This is a genomic window from Pseudomonas sp. AC112, from assembly GCF_979253545.1.
Window position 1 is genome coordinate 1974542 of the sequence record NZ_CEEDCM010000001.1, and the last position, 24890, is coordinate 1999431.

18 protein-coding genes and 1 pseudogene are annotated in these 24890 nt (G+C 60.0%); 12 read left to right on the plus strand and 7 right to left on the minus strand.

The genetic code is table 11. The features are described from left to right. Nucleotides 1-7: 7 nt before the first annotated feature. A complete protein-coding gene (locus tag AC0IYN_RS09195) occupies nucleotides 8-811 on the plus strand; it encodes a phosphatase PAP2 family protein (RefSeq protein WP_406597298.1) in 804 nt (267 codons plus the stop codon). Between the two features lie 114 nt (nucleotides 812-925). Here AC0IYN_RS09195 and AC0IYN_RS09200 read toward each other — a convergent pair whose 3' ends face one another. Continuing rightward, the gene (locus AC0IYN_RS09200; RefSeq protein ID WP_406597297.1) at nucleotides 926-1333 is read right to left on the minus strand and encodes an RNA-binding S4 domain-containing protein; all 408 of its coding nucleotides are present in this window, start codon (nucleotides 1331-1333) and stop codon (nucleotides 926-928) included. A 116-nt stretch (nucleotides 1334-1449) separates the two neighbouring features. Here AC0IYN_RS09200 and rimA point away from each other — a divergent pair, with 116 nt between their 5' ends. From rimA to rimK, 3 genes are read left to right on the plus strand one after another with little or no spacing between them, the layout of a single operon-like run. Continuing rightward, entirely contained in the window at nucleotides 1450-2229 is a 780-nt protein-coding gene (gene rimA / locus AC0IYN_RS09205) for a S6 modification regulatory phosphodiesterase RimA (protein ID WP_406597296.1), read from the plus strand. A 13-nt stretch (nucleotides 2230-2242) separates the two neighbouring features. Further along, nucleotides 2243-2725 (plus strand): retropepsin-like aspartic endopeptidase RimB, encoded by a 483-nt coding sequence (gene rimB / locus AC0IYN_RS09210; RefSeq protein ID WP_078046383.1) that lies wholly within the window; start codon nucleotides 2243-2245, stop codon nucleotides 2723-2725. Beyond that, nucleotides 2722-3627 carry a 30S ribosomal protein S6--L-glutamate ligase gene (gene rimK, locus AC0IYN_RS09215; protein ID WP_025855543.1) on the plus strand — a complete coding sequence of 302 codons (906 nt, stop codon included), beginning with the start codon at nucleotides 2722-2724 and terminating at the stop codon, nucleotides 3625-3627. The genes rimB and rimK overlap by 4 nt, the downstream gene beginning before the upstream one ends. Before the next feature lie 176 nt (nucleotides 3628-3803). On the opposite strand, the gene AC0IYN_RS09220 is transcribed toward rimK, so the two are convergent. Further along, a complete protein-coding gene (locus tag AC0IYN_RS09220) occupies nucleotides 3804-5117 on the minus strand; it encodes an ATP-binding protein (RefSeq protein WP_021491614.1) in 1314 nt (437 codons plus the stop codon). Nucleotides 5118-5234: 117 nt separating this feature from the next. Further along, a complete protein-coding gene (gene ompR / locus AC0IYN_RS09225) occupies nucleotides 5235-5975 on the minus strand; it encodes an osmolarity response regulator transcription factor OmpR (protein ID WP_016979041.1) in 741 nt (246 codons plus the stop codon). Nucleotides 5976-6332: 357 nt separating this feature from the next. Between ompR and AC0IYN_RS09230 the strand changes: the two genes are divergently transcribed. From AC0IYN_RS09230 to tauD, 7 genes are all read left to right on the plus strand, one after another. Continuing rightward, on the plus strand, nucleotides 6333-8657 hold the full coding sequence (locus tag AC0IYN_RS09230; RefSeq protein WP_457248514.1) for a Tex family protein: 2325 nt from the start codon (nucleotides 6333-6335) through the stop codon (nucleotides 8655-8657). Beyond that, entirely contained in the window at nucleotides 8657-9040 is a 384-nt protein-coding gene (locus AC0IYN_RS09235) for a PaaI family thioesterase (RefSeq protein ID WP_406597294.1), read from the plus strand. Before AC0IYN_RS09230 ends, AC0IYN_RS09235 begins: the two co-directional genes overlap by 1 nt. Before the next feature lie 214 nt (nucleotides 9041-9254). Further along, entirely contained in the window at nucleotides 9255-10838 is a 1584-nt protein-coding gene (gene gshA / locus AC0IYN_RS09240; RefSeq protein WP_406597293.1) for a glutamate--cysteine ligase, read from the plus strand. 243 nt (nucleotides 10839-11081) lie between these two features. Next, entirely contained in the window at nucleotides 11082-12059 is a 978-nt protein-coding gene (tauA, locus tag AC0IYN_RS09245) for a taurine ABC transporter substrate-binding protein (RefSeq protein WP_471841158.1), read from the plus strand. A gap of 16 nt (nucleotides 12060-12075) precedes the next feature. Continuing rightward, entirely contained in the window at nucleotides 12076-12855 is a 780-nt protein-coding gene (gene tauB / locus AC0IYN_RS09250) for a taurine ABC transporter ATP-binding subunit (protein ID WP_078046377.1), read from the plus strand. Further along, nucleotides 12852-13688, plus strand: a complete 837-nt coding sequence (gene tauC, locus AC0IYN_RS09255; RefSeq protein WP_471841159.1) for a taurine ABC transporter permease TauC — start codon at nucleotides 12852-12854, stop codon at nucleotides 13686-13688. The genes tauB and tauC overlap by 4 nt, the downstream gene beginning before the upstream one ends. Nucleotides 13689-13699: 11 nt before the next feature. Then, nucleotides 13700-14536 (plus strand): taurine dioxygenase, encoded by an 837-nt coding sequence (gene tauD / locus AC0IYN_RS09260; RefSeq protein ID WP_457238295.1) that lies wholly within the window; start codon nucleotides 13700-13702, stop codon nucleotides 14534-14536. 132 nt (nucleotides 14537-14668) lie between these two features. Here tauD and mgrA read toward each other — a convergent pair whose 3' ends face one another. The 4 genes and pseudogenes from mgrA to betT form a co-directional block, all read right to left on the minus strand. Continuing rightward, nucleotides 14669-15706: an L-glyceraldehyde 3-phosphate reductase gene (gene mgrA / locus AC0IYN_RS09265; RefSeq protein WP_457238294.1), complete on the minus strand. Its 1038-nt coding sequence runs from the start codon at nucleotides 15704-15706 to the stop codon at nucleotides 14669-14671. Between the two features lie 108 nt (nucleotides 15707-15814). After that, on the minus strand, nucleotides 15815-17143 hold the full coding sequence (locus AC0IYN_RS09270; protein WP_457238329.1) for an OprD family outer membrane porin: 1329 nt from the start codon (nucleotides 17141-17143) through the stop codon (nucleotides 15815-15817). A gap of 161 nt (nucleotides 17144-17304) precedes the next feature. Next, a pseudogene (locus AC0IYN_RS09275) lies at nucleotides 17305-17397 on the minus strand (LysR family transcriptional regulator); the annotation flags it as partial. A gap of 35 nt (nucleotides 17398-17432) precedes the next feature. Beyond that, nucleotides 17433-19394 carry a choline transporter BetT gene (gene betT / locus AC0IYN_RS09280; protein ID WP_406597302.1) on the minus strand — a complete coding sequence of 654 codons (1962 nt, stop codon included), beginning with the start codon at nucleotides 19392-19394 and terminating at the stop codon, nucleotides 17433-17435. A gap of 365 nt (nucleotides 19395-19759) precedes the next feature. Between betT and AC0IYN_RS09285 the strand changes: the two genes are divergently transcribed. Beyond that, nucleotides 19760-24880: a dermonecrotic toxin domain-containing protein gene (locus tag AC0IYN_RS09285; protein WP_471841162.1), complete on the plus strand. Its 5121-nt coding sequence runs from the start codon at nucleotides 19760-19762 to the stop codon at nucleotides 24878-24880. Nucleotides 24881-24890 lie beyond the last annotated feature (10 nt).

Genomic DNA, 24890 nt, shown 5'->3' on the forward strand with positions numbered 1-24890 from the left:
ACAGTTTATGAACAATCCGGGTTTGTTCCAAGCCAAGTGGAACCTCCGGCGATGGGCTCTTTGCAATCTACTCGCTATCGGACTGCTGTGTTTTTGGCTGTGGCCCACGGGCCAGATGCTGTGTGTGATTTTCGACGAGTGGCTGTTTCACCTGCTCAATGATCCGCTGGCGACCAACTCGACATGGTTGCATGTGTGGGCTGTAGCCAGCTTGCGACCTTTTGATGCGGTGGTCGGGGTGATTCTGCTGGCGCTGCTGATTCGCGGTGAATGGGTGTTCAAGGCCGTGCAGGTGCGCCAGGCTTTGTTAGGCTTTGTCGGGGTTCTACTGCTGTTGTTGTTTATCCGCATGCTGTTTTCCAAACTCGCGGCGCAGATGGGCTGGCAACACAGCAGCCCGTCGATGGTGATCAGCGGGGCGATCCAGATGAGCGACTACTTCCCAGGGTTGGAGAAGACGTGGGAGTTGAAGGACCGTTCGAGCCAGAGCTTTCCGGGGGATCACGCTTCGGTCCTGTTGATCTGGGGCATGTTCATGACCGTGTTCGCCAAACGTATCGGCCAGGTACTGGTGATCTGGGGCCTGGCGCTATTGTTCATGATGCCGCGCCTGGTGGCCGGTGCCCATTGGGGGCAGGACGATTACATCGGCGGTGTGTTGTTGGCGCTGTTGGCGTTGGGGTGGGGGTATTACACGCCGTTCGCGGCGAAGGTGTCGGCTGGGTTGCTGCGACTCACGGCGCCGGTGTTCGGGCTGGCTGCACGACTACCAATCGTCGGGCGAATGAGCGTCATTAGAACTGCGCAATAATTTGTGATGAGCGAGCTTGCTCGCGCTCGGTTGCGGAGCGGCCTCAAAAAAGCGGGTTCGATGCGCACTCCAGCGCGGGCAAGCCCGCTCACCACAACGCCCATTCGACTCAGGCTAGTCGTCATTGCCGCTGCCGCGAAACTTGAACAGATCGCGGCGCTGTTTCTTGCTCGGCTTGCCATCGGTGGTCATGCCGGTGGCGCCCGCCTTGCGCATGGCCGCCGCATTTTCGCGCTTGGTGATACTGGCCTCGGTCTCTGTGTACAAAGCCTGGGCTTCAGGCGCTCCACGACGAACGATGGAAAGCGCCTGAACCACGACAGTCTTTTCGTCAAAGCCGGTACGAACCTGCAACTCATCACCGACACGTGGCTCTTTGCCTGGCTTGCAGCGCTCGCCACGATGATGCACCTTGCCGCTCTCGATAGCGGCTTTCGCCAGGGCGCGGGTTTTATAGAAACGCGCCGCCCATAGCCACTTGTCCAGACGGACCTTTTCTTCCTCTTCCTGCTTTTGAGCCACTTGAATTCCTCGCTCTGAAAAATGTCGCAACTTTACCGTTGAAACCCTTCGACGCATAAACCCCAAGGCTCACTTAAGATACGCCAGGTAGCACCCTGTTTTCGCGAGGATATGCTGTGACCGAATTCCCCCTTTCACTCACCTCGCCCAACCAGCGCTGCGTGGGTTGCCAGCAAAGCGAGCCCCTCGGTTTCGATTTTGCGTTCGCTTACCAGCCTATCGTAGACCTGCGGGATCATTCGATCTTTGCCCACGAGGCCCTGGTGCGTGGCACCCACGGCGAAGGGGCACTGTCGGTGCTCGACCAGGTCAACGAAAGCAACCGCTACCGCTTCGACCAACGCTGTCGAACCCAGGCGATTGCCGGGGCAGCAGCCCTTGGCATGCAAACCCACCTTTCGATCAACTTCATGCCCAATGCCGTGTACCGTCCGGAATTGTGCATCCGTAGCACCCTGGAGGCGGCTCGCGCGCATAATTTTCCGTTGGACCAGCTGATTTTCGAGACCCTCGAAAGCGAGCACGTAGATAACTATCGCCATTTGACGAATATTCTGCGTGAATACCGCGAATTCGGCTTCAAGACCGCCATCGATGATTTCGGCGCGGGCTATTCGGGGCTGAACCTGCTGGCCGATTTCCAACCTGACTTGATCAAACTCGACATGGCGCTGATCCGCGATGTCGATCAGGATCGTGTTCGTCAGGTCATCGTCCAGGGGATTGTCACAATCTGTGAGCAGTTGGGGGTTACTGTCATCGCCGAAGGCATCGAAAGTGCCGGCGAGCGTGACTTCCTGTCCGACTGCGGAATTTTTCTGATGCAGGGCTATTGGTTCGCCAAGCCTGCATTCAAGGCCCTGGCCGAGGTTTCCCCTCAGGCCTGGGCGAATTGATCGGTTACCCATATTGAAGACATTTGACCATTTGACCGTTGTGGGTCTGCGTGAGTGGGTGGCACTCCCCGACCTAGGGGTGGCAGGCCTGCGCGCAAAGATCGACACCGGCGCCAGCACCTCAAGCCTGCACGCCACCGATATCGAGCCGTTTGAGCGCGACGGTGAGCAGTGGGTGCGTTTTACTGCGCACCTGGGCAGCGTGGTGCAACTGCGTCACCGTCGCTGCGAAGCGCCCCTGGTGACGATGAAAACCATCAAGAGCTCCAACGGCCATGCGCAGGTGCGCTACGTCATCAGCACCACGCTGGCGCTGGGGGATCGGGTATGGCGAGTGGAATTCACCCTGGCCTGCCGCAAAGCCATGCGTTACCGCTTGTTGCTGGGTTCCAAAGCCTTGATTGACGGCCAGTTGGTGGTCAATCCCGGCATCAAGTACGTTCAAGACAAGCCGGTGTTCCCGGTCTCTACTATTTCTGCCCCAGGTGCTGCATGAAGATTGCTGTGCTGTCGCGAAACCCGCGTCTGTATTCCACCCGCCGCCTGGTTGAGGCCGGCACCGAACGTGGCCACGAAATGGTGGTGATCGACACGTTGCGTGCCTATATGAACATTGCCAGCCACAAGCCGCAGATCCACTACCGGGGCAAGCCGTTGGAGGGGTTTGATGCGGTGATCCCCCGTATCGGTGCTTCGGTGACGTTCTACGGCTGCGCCGTGTTGCGCCAGTTTGAAATGATGGGAGTGTTTCCCCTTAACGAATCGGTCGCCATTGCGCGCTCGCGAGACAAGTTGCGCTCGCTGCAGCTGTTGTCGCGCCGCGGGATTGGCCTGCCCGTGACCGGCTTTGCCCACTCCCCCGACGATATCCCCGACCTGATCGACATGGTCAATGGCGCACCGCTGGTGATCAAGGTGCTGGAAGGCACCCAGGGTATCGGCGTGGTGCTGTGTGAAACCGCAACAGCGGCGGAGTCCGTGATCGAGGCATTCATGGGCCTCAAGCAAAACATCATGGTGCAGGAATACATCAAGGAAGCCGGCGGGGCGGATATCCGCTGCTTCGTGGTGGGCGACAAGGTGATTGCGGCGATGAAGCGCCAGGCCAAGCCGGGGGAGTTCCGCTCCAACCTGCACCGTGGCGGCAGCGCCAGCCTGATCAAGATCACCCCGGAAGAGCGCATGACCGCATTGCGAGCGGCCAAGGTGATGGGGTTGGCCGTAGCGGGTGTGGATATCCTGCGATCCAACCATGGGCCGCTGGTGATGGAGGTGAACTCATCGCCGGGCCTGGAAGGGATTGAGACCACCACCGGCAAGGATGTGGCGGGGATCATCATTCAGCATTTGGAGAAGAATGGTGGGCCGAATATGACCCGGACCAAGGGCAAGGGCTGATACAGCACGGCGTTTGAAACACCGAAAAGCCAATGTGGGAGCGGGGTTGCCGTGGTGGGGGGGGGTTGTCCCCCGCTGGGGGGCACCCCGGTCCAATGGGACTGCTACGCAGTCCGGCGCGGGGCAAGCCCGCTCACCACAGCAAGCCCGCTCCTAGTTATGGCCTACGTTCTTGCTTAGACCGCGTCTCGGGGTAGCATCAGCCCAAGCGGTAAGCGTACCCGCGCTTCAAGGCCACCCTCTTCGCGATTACGCAGCTCAACATTGCCGCCATGCATCGAGGCAATCCGCCGCACAATCGCCAACCCCAGGCCGGTCCCCTTGCCACCCCGGGCACGGTCGCCACGGGTAAAGGGGTTGAAGATGCCTTCCAACTCATCCGGGTCGATGCCTGCGCCACGGTCCATCACGCTCAGCACCACATAAGGCGCAGCGCTGTCGCCAGACACATACGCAGCCACTTCCACATCGGAACCGGCGTGGTGCAGCGCGTTGCCGATCAGGTTGTTCAACAGGCGCTTCATCGAAACCCGACGCAACGCAAACGGCTGGATCGGCTCCAGGCGCATGCGCACCTGTTCACCGTTCTGGTTATAGGGCGCCACCACCTCTCGCACCAGGTCGGTCAGGTCGACCTCTTCCACCACTTCATCGCGGCCATCGCGGATAAACGCCAGGAACTGGTCGAGAATCGCGTCCATGTCCTCAATGTCGCGGACCATGTCATCGGTGAGGTCGGTGTGATTGCCCATCAACTCCAGCGACAAGCGCAGTCGCGTCAACGGGGTACGCAAGTCGTGGGACACCCCCGCCAGCATCAGCTCGCGCTCGCGGCCGGCCTGTTCGACGTCCTCCGCCATCTGGTTGAACGCGCCGTACACCTCGGTCATCTCACTGGGCGTATCGCTGACCGGCAGGCGCACGCTACGGCCCTGGCCCAGTTGGCGGGCGGCAAACACAAGCCGTTTGAGCGGCTGGTTGAGCTGGCGCACAAAAATCCACGCCGATGCGGTTGAAAGCAGCCCGATCGCCAGGAACCAGCCCAACACGTTCCAGATCTTCTGCCCGCGCAGCGGATGCGGATACAGCGGCACTTTCAGCCAATCTTCGCCCAGGCTTGGTGCGCGCACCCACAATGCTGGCGACACATGCATGCGCAGCCGCACCTCAGTGTCCTCACCCAGTTCGGCCTGCATCTGCCGCTGGTAGATTTCACTGTAGGGCCAATGCTGCTCGCCCTCCGGCACACCCGCCCCCGCCACGCGTACAAGCGTGGCGGCCTTGGCGATTTTTTCACGGTTCTCGGGGTCAGCCGCCCAATAGGCACGCAGCGTCAGGGCCACACCGTGGCTGTATTGCCGGTCCACCAGCACGTCCTCGTTCATCAGCAGATAAACCAGCGTGAGGGCTTTGGAAAACAGAACGACGATCAGCACCAGCCAAAGGGTGCGGGAGAAGAAACTTTGCGGGAACCACAGCGGGGTTTTCATAGAAGACAGCTAGACACCTTGCAGGAACGAGCGGCGCTCGCAGAATTGCAGACGCCGGGCTTCCCGTCGACCCTCGTGGAGTCCAACACCGGGAGTCCCGCCCCTGCAAATCATCGGTCAACTGGTTTTATTGCCATCCGGCACAAACACATAACCCACGCCCCAGACCGTCTGGATGTACCGCGGCTTGGACGGATCCGGCTCGATCATCCGGCGCAGACGGGAAATCTGCACGTCGATGGAACGCTCCAGGGCATCCCATTCCCGGCCACGGGCCAGGTTCATCAGCTTGTCGCGGGTCAGCGGCTGGCGAGCGTTCATCACCAGCGCCTTGAGCACGGCGAATTCGCCGGTGGTCAGCATGTGCACTTCATCGCCACGCTTGAGCTCGCGGGTCGCCAGCGACAGCTCGTAGTCGCCAAAGGTGACGCTTTCGTCTTCGCTGCCCGGCGCGCCCGGAACTGGCGGTGCCTGGCGACGCAGTACGGCTTTGACCCGTGCCATCAACTCGTCAGGGTTGAATGGCTTGGCCAGGTAGTCATCGGCGCCCAGTTCGAGGCCCTTGATGCGGCTCAGCTCGTCGCCCTTGGCGGTGAGCATGATGATTGGAATCTGGTTATTCGCGCCGCGCAGGCGTTTGCAGGCGGTCAGGCCGTCTTCACCGGGCAGCATCAGGTCGAGTACGACCAAGTTGAATACTTCACGCCCCAGCAGGCGGTCCATCTGCTCGGTGTTCGGCACCGCGCGGGCACGGTAGCCCTTGGAGTTGAAGAAACGCTCCAGCAGGCTGCTCAGCCCCGGATCGTCATCAACGATGAGAATTTTTTCGCCTTCAGCAGTTTGTGCAGTGCTGCTCATTGGATGCTCCTCTTATCTCGGCGCGCATTATGGCCTAGCTGCCGTTATACGCACCGTGTGCATTGTTAGCAGATTTTTCCTCTACCGCCAGCGAACCCGCGCCCTACAACCGTTGGCGCAATCCCCCTCAAGGACAGAACGCTGGTTATAATGCGCCGCCGCCGTGCAGGGCAACGTCAGATCGTTACTGCTTGCTGCCGGGACTTTTTTTACCCGCGTGTCGTGATTTTTTAGATTTCGAGGGTCAATAGGCTGCCTCTTGACCCAGGCAGCGGCGCCAGTCGGGCCGCTCAACCAGCCTCCCAAGGCCTTGTTTTCCGGGCCTGCGAGCTGCTTTTCAGAATTTCAGGTGGTTTTATGGACAGCATCAACAGCCGCATCGCCGAGGAACTCGGTGTACGCCCACAACAGGTCGAAGCGGCCGTCGCTCTACTGGATGAAGGCTCCACGGTGCCCTTCATCGCCCGTTACCGTAAAGAAGTGACGGGCAGCCTCGACGACACCCAACTGCGTCACCTGGAAGAGCGCCTGCGCTACCTGCGAGAACTCGACGAACGGCGCATCAGCATCCTCGCCAGCATCGAGGAACAAGGCAAGTTGACCCCGCAACTCGAGCGCGACATCAAGCTCGCCGACACCAAGACCCGCCTCGAAGACCTTTACCTGCCGTACAAACAGAAGCGCCGCACCAAGGGCCAGATCGCCCTGGAAGCCGGCCTGGGCGAGCTGGCGGACGGCTTGTTCAACGACCCTTCGCTGACCCCGGAAGCCGAAGCCGCACGCTTCATCGACGCCGAAAAAGGCGTCGCCGACGTCAAGGCGGCCCTCGAAGGCGCCAAGTACATCCTCATGGAGCGCTTCGCCGAAGACGCCAGCCTGTTGGAAAAACTGCGCAACTACTTGAAGCAGGAAGCCATTCTCAGCGCCCGCGTCATCGCCGGCAAAGAGGAAGAAGGCGCCAAGTTCCGCGATTACTTCGAACATGACGAGCCGCTCAAGAGCATGCCGTCCCACCGCGCGCTGGCCATTTTCCGTGGTCGCAACGAAGGCATTCTCAGCTCTGCGCTGAAGGTCGGTGACGAGTTGCCGGGCACCATGCACCCCTGCGAAGGCATGATCGGTCAACAATTCGGCATCCAGAACCAGAACCGTCCTGCGGACAAGTGGCTGGGTGAAGTGGTGCGCTGGACCTGGAAGGTCAAGCTCTACACCCACCTGGAAACCGACCTGCTGGGTGAGTTGCGCGACGGCGCCGAAACCGAGGCGATCAACGTGTTCGCCCACAATCTGCACGACCTGCTGCTGGCCGCCCCGGCTGGCCCGCGCGCGACCCTGGGCCTCGACCCCGGCCTGCGCACTGGCTGCAAGGTTGCCGTGGTCGACTCCACCGGCAAGCTGCTGGACCACGCCACTGTGTATCCGCATGTGCCGCACAACAAATGGGACCAGACCCTGGCGATTCTCGCCGCCCTGTGCGCCAAGCACGCGGTGGACCTGATCGCCATCGGCAACGGCACCGCCAGCCGCGAGACCGACAAGCTGGCCGCCGAGCTGATCAAAAAGTACCCAGCCATGAAGATGACCAAGGTCATGGTCTCCGAGGCCGGTGCTTCGGTGTATTCGGCATCGGAACTGGCGTCCAAGGAGTTCCCGGACCTCGACGTGTCGATCCGTGGCGCGGTGTCCATCGCCCGCCGCCTGCAGGACCCGCTGGCCGAACTGGTGAAGATCGACCCTAAATCCATCGGCGTCGGCCAGTACCAGCACGACGTGTCGCAGCTGAAACTGGCACGCGGCCTGGATGCGGTCGTGGAAGACTGCGTAAACGCCGTCGGCGTCGACGTGAATACCGCCTCCGTCGCCTTGCTGGCGCGTATTTCCGGCCTCAACGCCACCCTGGCGCAGAACATTGTCAGCCACCGCGACGAAAACGGCGCGTTCAAGACCCGTGCAGCGCTGAAAAAAGTCGCACGCCTGGGTGAAAAAACCTTCGAACAAGCCGCCGGCTTCCTACGCGTGATGAACGGCGATAACCCGCTGGACGCCTCGGCGGTTCACCCGGAAGCCTATCCGTTGGTGCAACGCATCGCCGCCGAGACTGACCGCGACATCCGCTCGCTGATCGGCGACGCCGCGTTTCTCAAGCGCCTGGACCCCAAGAAGTACACCGACGAAACCTTCGGTGTGCCGACCATCACCGACATCCTGCAAGAGCTGGAAAAACCTGGCCGCGACCCACGTCCCGAGTTCAAGACCGCCGAGTTCCAGGACGGTGTCGAAGACCTCAAGGACCTGCAACTGGGCATGATCCTGGAAGGTGTGGTCACCAACGTGACCAACTTCGGCGCGTTTGTGGACATCGGCGTGCATCAGGACGGTTTGGTGCATATCTCTGCGCTTTCGGAGAAATTCATCAAGGACCCACGGGAAGCGGTTAAAGCCGGTGACGTGGTCAAGGTCAAGGTCATGGAAGTCGACATCCCACGCAAACGCGTCGGCCTGTCGATGCGCATGAGCGACACCCCTGGTGAGAAAATCGACGGTGCCCGTGGCGCACGCCCAGGCTCGGCGCCGCGCCAGTCGCAAAACAATGCACCGCGCAAGGAAACCGCCACTGCAGCCCCAAGCAACAACGCCATGGCCTCGCTGTTCGCCAACGCCAAACAGTTGAAGAAACGTTGATGGAAATCCCGGCCGGCTTGACCCAGAGCGCGTTCAGCGAACTGATCGGCTGCCGCCTGCAACGCCTTGAGGAAGGCGTTGCCGAGGTGGCCCTGACCCTGGAGCCGCAACTGCGCAACCGCGCGGGCAAGCTCCATGGTGGGGCGATTTTCAGCCTGGTGGACATTACGATGGGGCTGGCCTGTTCCAGCTCCCATGGTTTCGACCAGCAGAGCGCGACCATCGAGTGCAAGATCAACTACATCCGTGCCGTGTCTGACGGTGACGTGCTGTGCACCAGCCGGGTGATTCACGCGGGCCGCCGCACCTTGGTGGTCGAGGCAGACGTGTACCAGGAAGAAAGACTTGTCGCAAAAGCACAGGGCACCTTCGCTGTCCTATAGCTCCCCACCCTCGATTTGAGTTAATTTCGGCGCTGCGACAACAGCGTCGGAATTTTCTTGCCACGCTATAGCCCAATTCATGGAGTGAAGTAGGCTTTTTAAAGGCGGGTCAAATCGACTCAAAACCAGGCGATAACGCCAGTTTCAACTTCACCCTTGTAGACCGTCCTGCCCACCCCCATATTGGGGCGACTGACGCGTGAAGGAATCCAACTTGAGCGAACTTCTCAACCGCCGCCTGGCCCTGCTCGGCAAGCGCGAACACCTCTCCCTGCTAGAGCAGTGCTTGCACGGCATCGAGCGCGAATGCCTGCGTGTCACCAGTGAGGGTCGACTGGCGCAAACGCCCCACCCGGAAGCCCTGGGCGCCGCGTTGACCCATGAACAGATCACCACCGACTACTCGGAATCGCTGCTGGAGTTCATCACTCCCGCCCTGCCCAACCCGGCCGATACCCTGAGCAGCCTGGACAAGATCCACCGCTTTGCCTACACCAAGCTCGGCAGCGAATACCTGTGGAGCCCTTCGATGCCGTGCCCGTTGCCGGCCGAGGAAGATATTCCGATTGCCTACTACGGCACCTCCAATATCGGCCAGCTCAAGTACGTGTACCGCAAGGGCCTGGCCCTGCGTTACGGCAAGACCATGCAATGCATCGCCGGCATCCACTACAACTTTTCCCTGCCGGAAGCGTTGTGGCCATTGCTCAAGGAGACTGAAGGTTTCGTCGGCACCGACCGCGACTACCAGTCCACCGCGTATATCGCGTTGATCCGTAATTTCCGTCGCTACAGCTGGCTGTTGATGTACCTGTTTGGTGCCTCCCCAGCGCTGGACGCCGGCTTCCTGCGCGGTCGTTCGCACCAACTGGAAGTCTTGGACGCCGACACCCTGTACCTGCCGTACGCCACCAGCCTGCGCATGAGCGACCTGGGTTACCAGAGCAACGCCCAGGCCGGCCTCACGCCGTGCTACAACGACTTGAGCAGCTACACCGACAGCCTGCGCGAAGCGGTGGCAACGCCCTACGCGCCGTACGTCGAAGTCGGCACCCACAAGGATGGTGAGTGGGTGCAGCTCAACACCAACATCCTGCAGATCGAAAACGAGTACTACTCCAACATCCGCCCCAAGCGGGTGACCTACACCGGCGAGCGGCCGATCCAGGCGCTGATGGCGCGTGGCATCCAGTACATCGAAGTGCGCTGCCTGGACATCAACCCGTTCCTGCCGATGGGTATCGACCTGCCAGAATCGCGTTTCCTCGACGCCTTCCTGCTGTACTGCGCGCTGAATGACAGTCCGCTGTTCGCCGACAACGAGTGCGGCAACGCCACGTCCAACTTCCTCAGCGTGGTCAAGGAAGGCCGCCGTCCAGGCCTGCAATTGCAGCGCCAAGGCCAGGCGGTGGACATGAAGGAATGGGCTGCCGAGCTGCTGGAACAGATTGCACCGCTGGCTGCCTTGCTGGATGAGAGCCACGGAATTACCGAGCATAGCCAGGCGCTGGACGCTCAGATGGCCAAGGTCAAGGACCCGTCCCTGACACCCTCGGCCCAGGTGCTGGCGGCGATGGCCGAGCGTAAGGAAAGTTTTGCGCAGTTCTCCCTGCACCAGAGCCAGTTGCACGCCGAGCATTTCCGTAAGGAGCCGTTGCCGGCTGAAGAGCAGGCGCGCTTTGAGGAGCTGGCACGGACCTCGCTGGCGCAGCAAGCTGAGTTGGAGCAGAACGAAGTGGGCGATTTCGATGTGTTTGTTGGGTCGTACCAGGCCAGCATCCTCGCCATCAGCAACTAAAGCCTTACGCGGTCCCCTGTGGGAGCTGGCTTGCCTGCGATAAGCATCAACTCGGTCTATCTGAATACCGAGTTGTCTGCATCGCAGGCAAGCCAGCTCCCACAGTTGCTCTCCTCAGCCTGAGGACCGAATTCCACATTTCCTCTCATAAGCTAATTCGAAAATATTATTTATTTTCGGATTCTTAGATCATTTAGTCTCCTCACACGCCGACCCTCGGCCGCCTGATTGAGGAGCTTCCCCTTGAAACTGCTTACCCCTCTGCGCCTCTTGGCCGCATTGTCCTTGGCCGGCGCCAGCCTGTTTACCCAGGCGGCGGATGTGACCATCGCTTACCAGACCACCGTGGACCCGGCCAAAGTCGCCCAGGCCGACGGCGCCTATGAAAAAGCCACCAACGCCAAAATCGACTGGCGCAAATTCGACAATGGCGCCGACATCATCGCCGCCATCGCGTCCGGCGATGTGCAGATCGGCTACCTCGGTTCCAGCCCGCTGACCGCTGCGATCACCCGCAAAGTGCCAGTGGAAACCTTCCTCGTTGCCACCCAGATCGGCGGCGCCGAAGCCCTGGTGGCGCGTAACGGTTCGGGGATCAACAGCCCGCAGGACCTGATCGGCAAGAAAATTGCCGTGCCGTTTGTGTCCACCGGGCACTACAGCCTGCTGGCCGCGCTGAAGCATTGGAACATCGACCCGTCCAAAGTGACCGTCCTCAACCTCGCGCCACCCGCGATCATTGCCGCCTGGAAGCGTGGTGATATCGACGCGACTTACGTGTGGGACCCAGCACTGGGCGTCGCCAAAGAGAACGGCAAGGTGCTGATCACCTCCGGCGAACTGGCCAAGTTCGGCGCGCCGACCTTCGATGCCTGGATCGTGCGCAAGGACTTCGCCGAGAAGCACCCGGAAATCGTCACCGCGTTCGCCAAAGTCACCCTGGACGCCTACGCCGCCTACCGCAAAGACCCACAAGCCTGGCTCGCCGACAAAGGCAACGTCGACAAGCTGGTGAAACTCTCCGGCGCCAAGGCCAGCGACATCCCCCTGCTGCTGCAAGGCAACGTCTACCCGTTGGCCGCTGACCAGGTGACCCTGCTGGGCGCGCCGACCACCAAAGCCGTGACCGATACCGCTACGTTCTTGAAGGAACAAGGCAAGGTCGAAGCCGTGCTGCCGGACTACGCCCCTTACGTCAGCGCCAAGTTCATTACTAACTGATCAGGAGTTCATTGCGATGGCCTTGCTACAGCTGGAGCGCATCAGCGCACAGTACCCAGGCGCCACAGAACCGGTACTGTCCGACATTTCACTCGACCTGGGGCCCCAGCAATTGCTGGTGGCCCTCGGCCCGTCCGGCAGTGGCAAGACTTCGCTGTTGAACCTGATTGCCGGCTTTGTCGAACCGTCTGCCGGGCGCATCACCCTCGATGGTGTGCCGGTCAAAGGCCCCAGCGCCGAGCGCGGCGTGGTATTCCAGGATGACGCCCTGCTGCCCTGGCAGGACGTGCTGGCCAACGTCGGCTTCGGCCTGGAACTGGCCGGCGTGCCCAAGGCGCAACGCGAAGTGCGCGCCCGGGAAATGCTCGCGCTGGTCGACCTGGCCGGTTTCGACAGCCGCCGCATCTGGCAGCTTTCCGGTGGGCAGAAGCAACGCGTAGGCCTGGCCCGCGCGCTGGCGGCCGACCCTCGCGTGCTGCTGATGGACGAACCCTTCGGCGCCCTCGATGCCTTCACCCGCGAACAGATGCAGGAGCTGTTGCTGCAAGTCTGGCGGCGCACGGCCAAGCCGGTGTTTTTGATCACCCACGACATCGAAGAGGCGGTATTTCTCGCCACCGACCTGATCCTGCTGGCGCCCAACCCCGGCCAGATCGTCGAACGCCTGAGCCTGGACTTCGGTCAACGCTACGCCGCCGGTGAGTCGGCGCGGGCGATCAAGTCCGATCCGCGCTTTATCGAAACCCGCGAACACGTGCTGGGCAAAGTGTTCTCCCAACGGCAGGTGTCCGCATGAGCAGCTACGAACTCCCCGCCACCGCCACCAAACCGGTGGCGCACGCAGTTGTCCCGGTGCGACGCAGCTTGAGCACCCGCTGGATCAGCGTGCTGACCCTGGTCGCCTTGCTGGTCATTTGGTGGGCCGTGACCGCCACCGGTTTGATTGAACCGCTGTTCCTGCCACCGCCGTCCGCCGTACTGCAAAAAGGCTGGCTGCTGGCGACCACGGGCTACATGGATTCCACCCTGTGGCAACACCTGGGCGCGAGCCTCAGCCGCATCGGCCTGGGCCTGGTCTTTGCGGTGCTGACCGCCGTGCCGGTGGGGATTGCCATCGGTTCCAATCGTATTGCCCGGGGTGTGCTCGACCCGCTGATCGAGTTCTACCGGCCGATCCCGCCGCTGGCCTACCTGCCACTGATCGTGATCTGGTGCGGCATTGGCGAGCTGTCCAAGGTGCTGCTGATTTACCTGGCGATCTTCGCGCCGATAGCCATCGCCACCGCCACCGGCGTGCGCACGGTCGACCCGGCCAAGCTGCGCGCCGCGAAGTCGCTGGGCGCCACCCGCGCGCAGCTGATTCGCCATGTGGTCCTGCCGAGCGCCCTGCCCGACATCCTCACCGGCGTGCGCATCGGGCTGGGTGTTGGCTGGTCGACGTTAGTCGCCGCCGAGCTGATCGCCGCCACCAGCGGCTTGGGCTTCATGGTGCAATCGGCGGCGCAGTTTCTGGTCACCGACGTGGTGGTGCTGGGGATCCTGGTCATCGCCCTGATCGCCTTCGCCATGGAAATGGGCTTGCGGGCCCTGCAGCGTAAATGGGTGCCGTGGCATGGCCAGGCACATTGAGTGAGAACAGCATGAGCAACCTGACCGTTACCCCATTAAGCACTGCCCTGGGCGCCCAGATCAGTGGCATCGATATCACGCAGCCGCTGAACCTCGAACAACGCGACGCCATCGAACAGGCGTTGCTCACCCATTCGGTGCTGTTCTTCCGCGACCAAGACATCAACCCGCAACAACAGGCGCGCTTCGCGGCGAATTTCGGTGACCTGCACATTCACCCGATCTACCCCAACGTGCCGGAACAGCCTGAAGTGTTGATCCTCGACACCGCCGTCACCGACGTGCGTGACAACGCCGTGTGGCACACCGACGTGACCTTCCTGCCCACCCCGGCGCTCGGCGCGGTGCTCAGCGCCAAGCTGCTGCCGGCGTTTGGCGGCGATACCCTGTGGGCCAGTGGCATTGCGGCGTATGAGGCGTTGTCCGAGCCGTTGAAGCGCTTGCTCGATGGGCTGACGGCGACTCACGACTTCACCAAATCCTTCCCGCTGGAGCGCTTTGGCAACACCGCTGAAGACCTGGCGCGCTGGGAAGAGACTCGCAGGAAAAACCCACCGCTGTCGCACCCGGTGGTGCGTACGCATCCGGTAAGTGGGCGCAAGTCGCTGTTTGTCAGTGATGGGTTTACCACCAAGATCAATGAACTTGAACCGGCGGAGAGTGAAGCGATCCTGAAGCTCTTGTTCGCCCACGCGACACGCCCGGAGTTCACGATCCGCTGGTGCTGGCAGGAAAACGATGTGGCGTTCTGGGATAACCGCGTAACGCAGCACTACGCGGTGGACGACTACCGGCCGCAGCGGCGGGTGATGCATCGCGCAACGATTCTGGGGGATGTGCCGTTCTAGCTCTCAAACACACTGAAAATCACTGTGGGAGCTGGCTTGCCTGCGATGGCGGTGAGTCAGCAACAGATTCATTAGCTGACACACCGCTATCGCGGGCAAGCCCGGCTCCCACAGTGACCGGGCTACGCCAGGTTACTCAGCAGTAGACGGCTTTTCCCATAGGTTGATCCCGCCTTCCTGGGCAAACCGATCGATCTCCGCCAGTTCTTCCACGCTAAAGCTCAAGTTCTTCAACGCACCAACGTTCTCGATAATCTGCTCCGGCCGGCTCGCACCGATCAGCGCGCTGGTCACCCGTGGATCACGCAGGGTCCAGGCCAACGCCAATTGCGCCAGGCTCTGACCACGACGCTGGGCGATTTCATTGAGCGCGCGCACGTGGGCGATGTTGGCTTCGGACAGGTGCTTGGCCTGCAACGAACCACCGCCCGGACGATTCACTCGCGCATCCGCCGGTACACCGTTGAGGTACTTGTCGGTCAGCAGGCCCTGGGCCAGCGGGGTGAACGCGATCACGCCGGCGCCGAGTTCTTCGGTGGTGTCCAGCAGGTCTTTTTCCACCCAGCGGTTGAGCAGGTTGTAGGCCGGTTGGTGGATCAGCAGCGGTACTTTCCACTCTTGGAGCAGCGCGGCGATTTCGCGGGTTTTCACGCCCGAGTAGGACGAGATGCCGATGTACAACGCCTTGCCTTGTTGCACGGCAGTGGCGAGGGCGCTGGCGGTTTCTTCCAGAGGAGTGTCGGCGTCAAAACGGTGGGAATAGAAGATGTCCACGTAGTCGACGCCCAGGCGTTGCAGGCTCTGGTCGAGGCTCGCCAGCACGTACTTGCGCGAGCCGCCGCCCTGGCCGTAAGGACCGGGCCACATGTCCCAGCCCGCCTTGCTGGAGATAATCAGTTCGTCGCGATAGTGCTTGAAGTCTTCGCGCAGTAAACGGCCGAAGTTGATCTCGGCGCTGCCGTAGGGCGGGCCGTAGTTGTTGGCCAGGTCGAAGTGGTTGATGCCCAGGTCGAACGCGGTGCGCAGCAGGGCGCGCTGGGTGTCGATCGGGGTGCTGTCGCCAAAGTTGTGCCACAGGCCCAGGGACAGTGCAGGCAGCACCAACCCACTGCGGCCTACACGGCGGTACGGAATAGATTCATAGCGGTTTTCGGCAGCAATGTAAGTCATCGAATCCTCTCTTGGACGTTGGCAAATAAGGCCTGGGAATAAGGTTATTCCCAGGCCTTTTAACCAGCTGAATCGCTTAAGTCTGCCGTTCCGTTCTACAGCAATTACCTACCAGAGTGGAACGACATAACTCACATAGAAGCGGTTTTCATCTTGCACGGTGGCACCGCTGATGTCGGGGCTGGCATGGGCGTTTTTCCACGTCACACCCAGGCCTTTGAGGGTGCCGGTGGGCACTTGATAAGCCACGGCGACGTTACGCTCCCATTCGCTGGTAGTGCCTTGCGCCGTACGGATGTCATCGCCGTGGGCATAGGCGGCTGAGAACGTCAGGCCCGTGAGGCCAAGCTTACCGAAGTCATACTTGTACTGCGCAAGCCAAGTGCGCTCACCGGCGTGTTGAAATTTATTCAACTGCATGTTGGTCAGCGCCGGGGTGTCGGCACCTGAACCGGGGCCCTGGCGGTTGTCGCCGCTGTTCAGGCCGGAATCCAGGTAAGGGAAGTCGCTGTCGCCGCTGTTCTTCTGGATCCCCAGGCCGACGGTATGGCCGTCCAGGCTGTAGCTCTCAAGCAAGCTGGCGGTGGTCTGGTTGATGCGACCCTTGCCCGCACCGTCGCCATAGAGGCCGGCCGCTGCGAAGTCTTTGTCGCCATCGGCGTTGCCGCCCACACCCAGGCTGCGGAACACGCGCACGTCGGTGTCGATGGCGCCCACGGACAACGCGTCGTGGCGTTTGGCGCCGAGGAAGAACTGCTGGTAGTAGTCCTCAAGGTTGGAATACCACAGGCTGACCGTGGTGTTCTGAATGCCGGTGTAATCCGCACCACCGAACAGGAAACGATCGCTTTCTCTGGTGCCGCCGGCGGTGATCATGCCCTGGTCGCCGGTTTCGTTGCGGATCTTGGTCTTGAAGATATCGCCGCCGGTGAAGGTGAAGTCGCTGAGGTCCTTGGACACCAGTTGCACACCGGTATTGGTCTGCTGGTACAGACGCCCGTCGGTGTTGGCGAGTATCGGGTTGTTGCCGTAGAGCGTGCCGACACGCAGCTCATCCTTGGCAAAGCGCATCTTGAACGTCGGGCTCAACACGCCGAACTGGTCGGCGGATTTGCCGTTGTCCAGCGGGAACATGCTGCCGGGGTAGCGGCCCTGGTGATCCTTGTCGTTGAGGTCGCCACCCGAGTCCAGCTTCAACCCGTAGAACGCCTGCAGGTCCAGGCCAAAACCCACTGGCCCCTCGGTGTAGCCGGACTTGAAGTTGAGCTCGAAACCCTGGCCCCAATCGCGAATGCTGTGGGCCTTGGCGTTGCTGTTCACCACGTCACGCCCCTGCTGGTTGAGATAGCGATTGAGCAGGGTCACATCGGCATGGCTGTCATCGATAAAATCGGCATGGGCGGACAGCATAAAGCTCGCCATGGCGGCACCCACCATGGGGCTTAATAACGTCTTCATTGGTACCGGTCTCCGTCACTGTTCTGAAATGAAAGCGTCAAACGCTTCACACAATTACGCAGTGGCCAGATGACAGTTCCGCGTCAAACAGCGGCGTGGACGGATGAAATTAAATTTAAGAAACCCTTCTACTACGCGGCTTAGCGGGCATTTACGAAGATTTCGGCGAGCCCGTCGACGAACACGCGCACCCTAGGCGACAGGTGTCGGCTGTGCGGGTAAAGCACCGACACCAGCCCCTGGTGTCGGAGCTGGTGGGGCCTGAACCTCAGCGCACCAAATGCAGGAACTGCAGGTGCCGCTCGTACTGGTCGAGGATGTCGTTGATGATCTGTTCCTTGGTGTAGCCGACCAGATCGTAGTCCTGGCTGCCCTCGCTCAAATGCACTTCCGCCCGGTAGTAGCGACGGTTGTTGAGCTGCTTGGAACCCATGCCACCGCGTGCAAATGACGGTGTGAAATAGCCGCGCATCTGCACCTGGTAAACGAATGGATGCTCTTCGCCGTGGCCGATTTCCAGGCTGACGCTGTCGTTGGACGGGTCGGGCTGGGTGACGACGCTAAGGCCTTTTTCGACAAACACCGCCGTCACTTCTTCGATCGCCGGGCGCACCGTGGTCTCAAGGAAACGGTACACCTCGTCGCGTGACGGGAAATGCACCGCCTGGCTCAAGCGCTGACGCCAACCGCCAGTGCCCTTGCGGGAGCCCGACACCGGCGCCAGCGAATGCAGCTGGGCGATCTGTTTCTGCGATTCGAGGTAGAAGGCCTTGTGCAGCCCCCACATCATCAGCAGCAAGATCATCGAGAACGGCAACGAGGTCAGCACCACCGCTGACTTGAGCGAGTCGATACTGCCGGCAAACAACAAGGCACTGGTGACCAGCGCGGTCATCGCGCCCCAGAACACCCGCAGCCATTTCGGCCCGTCTTCGTCGGCGTTGCCGCCCTTGGACGACAGGGTCGACAGTACGACGGTGCCGGAGTCGGCGGAGGTGACGAAGAACACAAAGCTGATAAACACCGTGACCGCGATGACGGTCTTGCTCCACGGGTAGGTTTCCAGCAGCAGGTAGAGGCTCATCGACGGGTCATCAATGGCCGACTGGCCGAGCGCGGTCAGCCCGTGGTTGAGTACCTGGTCGATGGCGCTATTGCCGAAGATCGACATCCACGCCAAGGTGAAGCCCAACGGGATCAGCAGCACGCCGAACACGAACTCACGGATGGTGCGGCCACGGGAAATACGCGCGATGAACAGGCCCACGAACGGCGACCATGCGATCCACCAGGCCCAGTAGAACACCGTCCAACCACCCAGCCAGTCGCTCGGTTTATCGTAGGCGTACACATCGAAACTCTTGGTCGGCAAGGCGCCCAGGTAGTCACCGATGTTCTGGATCAAGGTGTTGAGCAAATGCTGGGTGGGACCTGCGAACAGCACGAACAACAACAGGGCACAGGCCAGCAGCATGTTGATGTCGGACATCACCCGCACGCCCTTGTCGACGCCGGCCACGGCGACCAGGATCGCGGCGCCCATCATCAGGGTGATCAGGCCGACCTGGATCCACTGGGTGTGGGCGATGCCAAACAGGTAATCAAGCCCGGAGTTGAGGTGCAAAACGCCAAAGCCCATGTCCGCGCCGAGGCCGAACACTGTAGCGATGATGCCGAAACCATCCACCGCATAACCGATGGGACCGTTGATACGCTTGCCGATCAGCGGGTACAGCGCCGAACGCAGCGCCAGCGGCAGGTTATGCCGGTAGGCGAAGTACGCCAGGGCCATGCCGACAAAGGCAAACACACCCCAGCCATGCAGGCCCCAGTGCAGAAACAGAATCTGCATGGCCTGGCGCGCAGCGTCGGCGTTCATTGGCGCGCCCTGGGGCGGTTGCACCAAGTGCGTCAGCGGCTCGGACACGCAGAAGAAGAACAGCGTGATGCTGATCCCGGCGGCGAACAGCATGCCAGCCCAGGACAAGTAACTGAATTCGGGCTCGTCGTGGTCGGCACCGAGTTTTATCTTGCCGTAGCCCGATAGCGCGGTGACCACCACGAAGACCAGATACAGGGTCATCGCCAGCATGTAGTACCAGCCGACCGTATTGGCCGCCCAGTTTTGCGCCGCCAGCAGCCAGGCGCCAGCCTGTTGCGGAATAGCGATGACCGTGATGCCGAAGAGCAGGATGAAGCTCGCGGCAAAGTAGAAAACGGGCGCATTCATGCGCACCAGGCCGCTGGATGGGGTGGACGATGCACTCATGAACGATGCACCCCGAGGGTAGGGAATGTGGCTGTCAATAACGGACTCAGCAAAGGTAAGCCTCCTGTTGTGAGCGGGCAGCGAACCACCGGTTTAACTTGAACGAACATTCAAGTTAAACATAGGAAGGTGGCCTGGGACTAATCGCAGGGCTGAATGGTAGGTAATTCCTACACTAGCTCAAGGAAGGGTATGACGGATGGGGGCGACAAACGTTCAACACGAACGCACAGGAGCGCTCATCGACTTCAAAGCAATATTTGCCGTCTGATCGCGCACGAACTCCACACAATTGAATGACCCAAACTTTCCGAGGTCATCCCATCATGTCTGCAACGCCGAAGAGCCATTCACTGGTTTTGAAGGAACTTAAACCGACTCATTTTGAGTTCGTCAAACAGCAACTGCCCGATTGGTTACTCAAGACGTCGCCAAATCGCCGGACAGCCTTGAAGCAACACCGCCCAGCCATTGCAGAACAGCACCGTCATGCAGCCGCCGCGGCACAGCGCCTGCCCTTCAAGCAGGCCATGGAAACCCATTGGTCCACCCAGAACGCGGTAGATCAACAGCTCGAAAACCTGAGCAGCATCAACGCTTTCGCCGAGCCCCTATTGAAAAACGCGCTGCGCCAATACGGCGATATCGATGTACAGCAGACCTCACTGCGCCTCTATGCCCCCGTCAAACTGCCGTGGTGGTCAATCAACACGCAGCCTGGCGTGACCACCCGCACCACGACCCTGCTGGAAGCCGCCTTGCACAATTTTTCGGCCTCGGAAACCTTCGTCGACTACACATTCCTGTCCCAGGAGGACGAACGAGGACAACGCGAAACGTTGAGATTCACCCACCAGGTGACCGGGCAAACGTTGACTGCCAACACCTTCAAGGCCCTGTGCCGAGACTTGGATATCGGCGGCCAGTATCTACGGCACATCGAGGTAGCGCTCGGCTACAAGAGTGCCTCGGTTGCCAGGTCCCTGCGAAAAAAAGTCATCGAGAACATGAAGGCCGGCTTAGCCAGCGCCGCCCATATGGCATTGGCCAGGAAGGACATCGCCGAGGACAGCTTCGCACTCATTCAAGGCCTGCTCCAAAAAGAGGGCCCCCTGCAACTGGGCGGACAGTCGCTCGACCTGTATACCCTGGATCTGCTGGATACGCGCCTGACCGGAATATTCGTTATTGCGCCCAAGCCAACGGACGCTGGCCCTCGCAGAATGCTGGTCTACATTCCCGAGGACCCTGCCCACCCCCTCAAGGAATATGCTTACTCGCATGAGTTCCTCAAGGAGCTGACCAGCCAGTTGCGTGACCGGGTTCCTAAAGCAGGTTCGCCGCGGATCAGCTACCAGCAGTTCTTCAGCCAATTCGTCGCCCATGAGCAACGCGGCGCATTCTTCAGCCAGCTCAATGCGCTGCTCTCCAAGGTACGCTTCCACGAAAGAGCCCCGAATGACGGCCGCCCCAACTGGCGTGCAGACCCGATTGAGACGCCCAACCTGCGGTTTCGCATCGTGGCCATTCGGGATGACTCGCAAAATCGTGACGCTGACCCCAACCAGAACAGCCTCTGGCACTATCTGTACCGGGTCAAGCTCAACAAACTGATCAGTGATGCCCGGCAAATTGCAATTTCCACCCACTACGCCGACCGCATGGCCCGCTGGGCATGGTGGGACAACCTGGAAAAAATGTTCTCGGACATTCTCAACGCAGCCCTTCAGGTCATCACGCCATTCGTGCCCTTTTTGGGTGAACTGATGTTGGCCTACACCGCCTATCAAATACTCGATGACGTTTTCGAAGGCATAGTGGACTGGGCCGAGGGCCTGCAGACCCTGGGGTGGGAGCATGTCTTATCGGTCGCAGAAAGCGTGATCCAGTTCCTTTTATTCGTAAAAGGGGGAGAGATCGCAGAGGTCGCCAAAGTCAAACTGTCATCGTTCACGGACCAACTTCAACGGGTGCAATTGCGTTCCGGCGAAACCCGTTTATGGAACCCCGACCTGAAGCCTTACCAGCACAAAAGCACGCGCCTGCCTAAGGACAGCTCGCCTGCAGACAATGGCTTGTACCACCACCAGGGCAAGCAGATAGCGAAGGTCGAGAACAACCACTATGAGATAACGCAGGACCCCACCACTCAAGCCTTCCGCGTTGCTCACCCCAAGCGCGCAGAAGCCTATACCCCTTCTGCCTCGCTGAACGGCAGTGGTGCCTGTGTGATTCAAGGCGAGCAACCACGAATGTGGAGCAACACACGGTTGTTGCGCCGTCTCGGCCCACATACGGCCAACCTGAGCGCTGGCGAACTTGAACAGATTCGTCTCATCAGCGGCGTTGATTTTGGGGCAATTCGCCACATGTATATCAACAACGAACCGACACCCCCGCTGCTGGCCGACACCCTGAAACGCTTTAATCACGAAAAACAGATAACCACCAGCGTTGACAACATTCGCACAGGGCGGTCCCTTGACCCCTCGTCTGACTGGTTCGAACAAATGGTCACCGAGCTTGAGGGCTGGCCCAAAAACAAAGCCCTGCTGGTGTATCCACGTTCCGACCTTTCAGGGACCCCAAGGCGTTATGGCAATGCAACCGCACTTGGCAACGATGCATTGCTCCTCAGCATTGCCGATGTGATGTCAGGCAAGTTGCCAGACAAAGTCGTAGGTTTCCTTGATGAGCAGCAAATCACCGCTCTGCTGGGCGAGTTGCTACCCGAAGAAGAACGCGAACAAGCGTTGCGCGAGCGACTGGCTGCGTACATAGAAGGGCAGAGTGAAACCCTCTGCCACAGCCTCTACGCCCGGCAGGAGGTCAGCGATGCCCCTGATGTCCAATTGCTTCGCACTCGTTACCCCGATTTGCCTCTGAGCGTCGCCCAGCGCCTGCTCGCCCATACTCGTCGTCGCCACCTGCGCATCATGAGCGAAGAAAAGCGTCTGCCTCTGGACGTGCAAAACCAGGCCCGGGAACTGAATTTCGAGACCACCAGCTCGCGCATGTTCGAACAGATCCTTAAAGGAGATGCCCCCTCGGCGCAGGCTGAAAGCCTGATACTCAACACGCTGAGGCTTCATTCCGACGGGCTGGCGAACCTGCGCATTTTAGTCCGCGAGAGAACCCCGACAGGCGACCTGCGCACTCAGGTGGGTGCAGAGGATGCCGCAACCCTTCGGATACTGGTACGCAACCGAAATGGGCAATACCGATTATTCGACGCTCAAGACAAACTGATCCAAGGGCCGACCGACTTCTACAGTGCAATCTTCCAGGCACTGCCTGCGGACAAGCGCTTTCTCGATGCCGACCGATTGCGCGCCTGGTTGATCGAGAAAACCACAGCCCCTTCGCAACGCCGCCTGACCATGACCGAGCCGCCGATCCGGGCGCGCGCCGAACCTGAAACACTCAGACTGTTGGGAGGTGGAAACACCAGCACCCTTCGCGGGGTAGAGGTCACGCCCGTTACGTTGCAGGGGCGCATCAAGCATTTGCTCCCACACATGTCCGAGCACGGGGTAAAACACTTTGCCCGGTTGGCCGAAAGTCCAGAAGTATTGCAGCAACTGGAGCACGCAGAAACGGAAGGAAAAGCCCTTGACACGGCGATGGCGGCGTACATCAGTTCCCCTACCAAGGGGGAGGCCGGCAGTCGGCTGGAAGCGATCACACGAGAGTTCAGAACCCGCTTTGCCGAGCAACTGAAGAATGTCTGGCGCGAGGGCTATACAAAACTGTACGACACCTCTGGCTCGCAAGACAGGTCAGTCACACTGGACCTCAGTGAAATTCTATTACCGGACGATTTACCCTCGCTGCCCATCAATCTGGAGCGGGTCACAAATCTGGTAGTGAGTGAATGCAACTTCTCTACGAGACACGCTGATTTTTTACGACACTTTCCCAATCTGCAAGAGCTGGACCTGTCTTTTAACAGCCTGGAAAGCCTACCTCCCGCCATTGCAGATATGAAGTTGCTCAAAGAGCTGTACCTGAGCGACAACACGCTTGTCTTGAACCCAGCGAGCGTCGAACAACTGAGCAACCTGACGCGGCTGCGTCGGTTGGACCTTGCGAAAAACCCGCTGGGCCGAGTTCCGGATATCAGCAAGATGCCCGATCTGATAGAGCTGGATTTATCCAATACCGGGATCAGCGAATGGCCAGCAGGGCTCTTCGCGCAGGACCGAGACGCGCTGTTTACCCTGCAGCTTCAAGGCAACCCCATCACCACGATTCCCGAGGTCGCCAGGCATTCCGACGAGGCGTTTATCGTTGTTTATGCTCGACTGGACCGTTTAACCCTGGACGCAACAGCAAGAGATCTCTGGGACGAGTATAAAACCGATTTCGGGATCGACCCTCATCGCACCTACCCCCCTAAGGGAAACTCCGACTTCTGGGTTGACGAGTTAAGCGACGAAAACCAAGAGAAGTACAACGAAATATGGGACGACCTGGAGAAAGAACACGGCTCGCAGGGCTTTTTCGAAGTCATCAAAAAGTTGGAGCCACCGGAGTTTTTCGAAGACCCGGAGGATGAACTGCGCTACGCACAGAACACCCCCATTTTGACTTCCCAGGTGCGGTACATGTTGTCGAGCATGCATGACGACCAAGTGCTGCGTGACACACTATTTCGCATGTCCACTTTTCCAGGATTGTGCCCTGATGCAGGTAGTCAGATTTTCACCGAAATGGGGATCAAGGTGACCGCCCGTGGCGCGGAACGTTACAGCAAAACGCTCGCCGAACGGGAAGGCGAGCTAGTGGTACTGGCCAGGGGCGCCGCAAGGCTCAAACTGTTGAACGATGTTATCCGCTCGGACATTGCCAACCGTATCAAACCTGTCAATCAAGGCGGGCAGGGTCTGCGATTTAACAGCCAGATGGTCGACGGCCAACCCGGCACGGTTGATGAAGTGGGCGTTTACCTGGCCTACCAGACGCGCTTGTCTCGCAGGCTCAAGCTGCCCTGGATCAGCGACAATATGGTGTATCGCGACACAGCCAACGTGCCTGAAGAAAGTATCACCCATGCACTCGCCGCCGTGCAGGCACTGAGTGAAGGCGACGGGTTAGTGGACGAAATGCTGAAAGAGCCGTATTGGGAAAACCTTCTTAAGGATCGCTACCCGCAAGACTATGCGGCAAATGAAGAGAGCGCCAACCAACGGTTGATACTCTTCGACGACTTGGACAGCGAGCAAAAAGCGTTTGCCCAAGCCCAGGATCTGAGCGACGACCAAAAAGCACAAAGGCGCCTGGAACTGAAAAAAATAGTAGAAGAGTTGCAAATAGAGGACCGGGTCATCCCCGACCAGGTCATGTCCGAAGCGCTTTATAACCAGGTCTACAACGACCTGGCAGAGCGCCGTAAGGAATGGCTGCGCGAGCAGACCCGCCTGTCACTGAGTCGGCTCGACGACTGACTCAAAACAC